The organism is Aquidulcibacter sp., assembly GCF_044346625.1.
In the GTDB taxonomy this organism is placed as follows: Bacteria; Pseudomonadota; Alphaproteobacteria; order Caulobacterales; family Aquidulcibacteraceae; genus Aquidulcibacter.
Map to the genome: position 1 here is coordinate 1 of NZ_JBIIYV010000132.1, position 4,708 is coordinate 4,708.

Here is a 4,708-nt window from a genome sequence, read left to right on the forward strand (position 1 = left end):
GAAACTCTCGCACCTTTAAGCAATGATCCCATCGTCATGCTCAGCGCAGTCCCCTGAACATGATCAACTCAGCCCTAAACCGGCTACCTCATGACGCCGCTGTTACACCACGCCATGGGACACGATCACACTAGGCAATGAAATTGGGGTTATCGAGCCCCCAAAAGGTGCCAATCCAGAAACTCTCGAAGGTCGACTCGCAATTGCAAATAATGGGTTTGCTTGGATACAGAAAAATATCCTATCGTCGTCGGCGCCAAGTGGTAATCCCGGCAAATTCGTCAGCAGCTTAGGAGTGTTTTTCAATGGTCGATATCTGGGGCCGCCTGGCCGCTAAGGCTCTCATCGTTGCAACTTCGCTATGCTTGCTTGGTTGTAATATCGGACCTGATCGAATGAACCATAAGCTTGAGTTTACTGTAAAAGACAATGGGGTCAGCTATCTGATCAATGGAGAAACGCCCGATCCAGCTCTGTTTGACCAACTTGGCGGCTATCAGGGACCAGACTTTGACTTGTTGACAATTAGGGACGAAAAAACTGGTACTGTAATTCAATTTAGCGAAATTGTTCGCACCAACACATATTTCAACGTTCTCGATGTCACACTAGAAAATTCAGGTATTAATCGAGGCAATAATATAATATTTTACCTAAAGAACGGAGAGATAAATTTCAAAGATGCAATCGAAGAGGGAAAGCGTATTCAGTCGTGGCTAGATTTTTCTGGATTTAAACCGCGTACGCTCCCGGCGTCGTCACAGCAGTGCGGTACGCTCGAGCATTTGAATCTGCTTCACCGCAACGACGTCCCGTTAAATAAAGTAGCAGAACAAATCAATCCCATTTTTGATCTCAAAACACGCAGCCTTTGTTCATCAGCTGGGGCGGTTCCATTGTCGCAGGGAAACCGAGGCGCAGTTTCGTTCAGCATTACGCTAGCTCCTAACCAATGGCTTACTGATAATCCACCTCCCGTGGAACAAATGTCCTACAGGCTCGAATTTGGCATAGGTGTTTACCCTTGACCTAGGCTGTCGAACCAACCGACTGCAATACGCTTCGCGCCTTACCTCATGTCTTGACCAAGTTCGGACGGGTTTTAAATACGGGATGGATTGGTTGCGTTATTACCTTGACGAGCGACTCATGGCGTCGAGGTGTATCAGGCGTTTTCTGGCTACCGCAATGCCAATGCCTATACCGGTCGGATTGGGGAAGGCCAAGGCGCTGTTTGGGGAACCAATACATCCTCCACCACCACCTACACCTATGAGTGGTATCAAGGTGCGGTGCAGACCGGGATCACGTATAAGGAAGGGTCCGCCACCCGGATCACCACCTTCACTATGGCCAATATCGCCGGTCAGATGGTGACCAAGAGCGTGCTTGTGAATGACGGTCGGGCGCGGACGGTGACGTTTGACACTGATGTGTCGGGTCAAGTGATCCGGCGGCGGGAGTCGGACAATAATTATAGCCAAGGTGATCCCAGCGCCATGTGGTACCGCTTTGCCGGTCGCCAGATGGGCATGATCACCAATAATGGCGGGTGGGAAGGTTCCTACGCCGCCTCGGTCGCTCAACGGCAGGCGGCCCCCGCCACAACCGCGCCCGGTGCTTTTGCCAATGGCGCGACGGTGGGCAAGCAGGAAGAGCAATTCTCCTCAAATCTGGAAGTGATCAACAGCTATAGCCAAGGTTCAGTTGCGGGCAGCTATGTGGTCCGCTCTGGCGACAGCCTGCAAGGCATCGCCCAGAATCTGTGGGGCGATAGTGGTCTTTGGTATAAGCTCGCCGAAGCCAATGGCCTATCGGGTGCGGCATCCCTGTTTGAAGGCCAGACCTTGCGCCTACCCGCAGGGGTGATGCGCAACACCTATAATGCGTCCTCCGTCACCCCCTACAACCCCGCCGAAACCCTCGGCGACGTAACCCCCTCCACCCCGCAAGCCGTCCCACCCAAGAAGCAGAAGTGTGGCGGCTTTGGGCAGATATTCCTCGCCATTATCGCCATTGCCGTGACGGTGATGCTCCCCGGGGGCGGATTTATTGCCACCGCAATTAGCGGTGCCATTGGTTCGATCGTATCGCAGACGGTTGGCGTGGCGATCGGCATACAGGACAAGTTTAGCTGGAAGGCGGTCGCCATGGCAGCCATCACCGCTGGTGTTGATGGAGGTTTGGCAAATAAGTTTGGCACAGGATTTACCGCTGCGGTTGCGCGCTCAGCCGCGTCTAGTGCGATCAGCCAAGGCATAAATGTAGCCCTTGGCCTGCAGGATAAATTCAGCTGGGCGGCGGTGGCGGCTTCTGCTGTGGGTGCTGGGGTCGGTTATAAGGTCGGCAACAGTGCGATGTTGAGCAAAGCGTCTGGTCAAGTCGTAAAAGCGGCGGTGTCAACGACAACGATGTTAACCAATGCAGCCACACGATCCTTGATCGATGGATCAGACTTTGGCGACAACGTCCTATCAGCCTTGCCGAGTGTTCTGGGCAGTATGATTTTTGATGGACTGGCGTCGATCCTTACGCCGAAGAACTCAGCTGAGCTTAGGTCCGAAATACGGCAGGGAGCGGCCAAACGTTACGGTGAGGGGGCCTTTCAACTCGCTTCGAACGACCTTGTGCTTCCAAGGACAGCCGAAGTGGTGATTGTCACTGCGTCTGGGCAGGACAAAAAGAATTGGTTTACAATTGCCATGGAGAGGTTTGAACAAGATGTTCGGAACCTGAGGATGGGTATCACAGACGCCATCCAAAGTGGCATAAACCGTGGCAATAATGCTGTCGGCTCATTCAAGGTCCAATCCAGGGCTGCGGTACAGCGGATCGGGGGCGAAGTTAGATCCTTTGGGGGCGTGGTCACTTCAGCGTATTTAAATCGCGTGGATAGCGGCATTTCGAGAATGCGTTCTGGGGATGCAACTGCGCGTGCTTTTGAAAACAATACGGGCTTTACCGGCACGATTGGCCGTTTTGGCGGGGGGCTAGAAGGTGTAAATGGGGTCATAGAATATGGTCTCGCAGCACCCTTATCTGCAGTTGATGTGCTAGTTGGTCGGCCATTAAACACGGCTACCAATAACGCGATCCCGCAAAAATTTATGGGTGATGCGGCTTTGACAATAGCTGGGGCGGCAAGCCTGCGACCAACGGCAACCGCAGCTCGGGCGACTGTTGCCGCAGAGACGGTGCCGGCGAGACTAGCCCAGGATTTAGCCATCAGTCCGAATGCGCCGAGCGCACTGCCATTGGGGAGGCCAATCGGTTTGAGCCCCACGCAGAATGCCGCAGTTCAGGCTGATATCATTGAAGCGCGGGCAGCGGGTGGCACCCGCTTCCGCGTTAACCAACAACAAGTCGATGCTGCTGGAAATCGAGTAGGTATTAACCGTCCAGACCTTCAATATACTGACGCCAGCGGTAGAAGGGTGTATATCGAATATGATACACCGAGTTCGACCCGAGGGCCGGATCATCAAACTCGGATTATGGCAAATGATCCCGCAGGCAATGTCATTCTAAAGACGGTAAGGTGATATGAACGAGCTATTCTCCGGAACTTTAGCACCAATTACCGATACGATTGGATTTTTATGCTGCGACGTTGAAGTTGCAACGGCGGCGTTTCTTGAGTGGCAGTGTGATATACAAATTAAGCGAGGAGTTTCGCTGGCAGAGGTTCGGCTTGAGGGAGAGTTTATGTCCGATCTTAAGCGGCTTCTTCCTTTGACTAGTGTTGAAACGCGGAGATATTTGTTTGTTCCTACTAGGTCAGAGTGGACCGCCTTCTTCGATAATGGGCGCGAAGGCACCGATGCATTTCCACCAATGTCTTACTTGGCCGAAAAACTATCCTGTAATGCCGTGAGGGCCACTTACATCCCTGAGGGATATGATGGCCGGTATCCAGCAACGATCATTGAGATATTTGGACCGGATAAGACCGACTTCCTGAACAGTGTTCGGTCGGTATCCGTGGCGTTCGATGGTGCAAAATGGGCCTTTTCGGCTCAAGGAGAAGTTCAGCCGTTTGAAAATGTCCAAAAGTATGCAGACAGAGTGATTAAAAAGCGCTTCACTGGAGAGATGCTCGATGCGTACCTAAAGCATTTGGGAATCGTTGCGTTCGATGAAAGCTTTTATTGCCCATCGGGTGAAAAGGCAATTCTCGTGTCGAAGGCCGGCCCGATTGCGCCTGCTGCTCGCGAGTTTTCGCTGGTTAGTCAATAAAAGCCCTCTTCGAGATGTTAGGTCACGTGTAGTGCTTTGTTGCCGCGTTGAGCGTGACGACAGTTGCGACTACATCATTCAGTGGCGAAACTGGCCTCAATGGCTTTAGCTCCGGTATTGCGCGCGACGATTATGAGTATGACTCATCGGGTCGCCTGATCGCGGTCTATCATAACGTTGCTGCCTTTGGGGCAGCCGAGCCCACCACAAAAGGTGGCCAAGTTGCCGCGATGACGTTTGACGCCTTGGGCCGCATGACCCGCCAGACTGACTTCACAGGTCCGGGCAGTACCCAAGTCGCCGTTGACCGGATGATGACCTATGATCTGGCAGGGCGTGTTACTTCTGACACCACCCGCACTCGCCAGAACGACGGTCAAGGCAATGGCCTGTTGGTGGATAACATCAGCACCACCACCTATGACGCGATTGGCACGGTGCTATCGCTGGCCACGCAAACCAATCGCTACCG

General features: G+C 53.0%; 4 protein-coding genes. All 4 read left to right on the forward strand.

Annotated elements, in window-relative coordinates:
- The first annotated feature begins 305 nt into the window (after positions 1 to 305).
- On the forward strand, positions 306 to 1,028 hold the full coding sequence (locus ACIQ20_RS15910; protein ID WP_395782037.1) for a hypothetical protein: 723 nt from the start codon (positions 306 to 308) through the stop codon (positions 1,026 to 1,028).
- A gap of 132 nt (positions 1,029 to 1,160) precedes the next feature.
- Positions 1,161 to 3,542, forward strand: coding sequence for a LysM peptidoglycan-binding domain-containing protein (locus tag ACIQ20_RS15915; protein WP_395782039.1), 2,382 nt, complete (start codon positions 1,161 to 1,163; stop codon positions 3,540 to 3,542).
- Position 3,543: 1 nt separating this feature from the next.
- A complete protein-coding gene (locus ACIQ20_RS15920) occupies positions 3,544 to 4,236 on the forward strand; it encodes a hypothetical protein (protein WP_395782041.1) in 693 nt (230 codons plus the stop codon).
- Between the two features lie 53 nt (positions 4,237 to 4,289).
- The coding region (locus tag ACIQ20_RS15925) for a hypothetical protein (protein WP_395782043.1) at positions 4,290 to 4,708 on the forward strand (419 nt) is incomplete at its 3' end.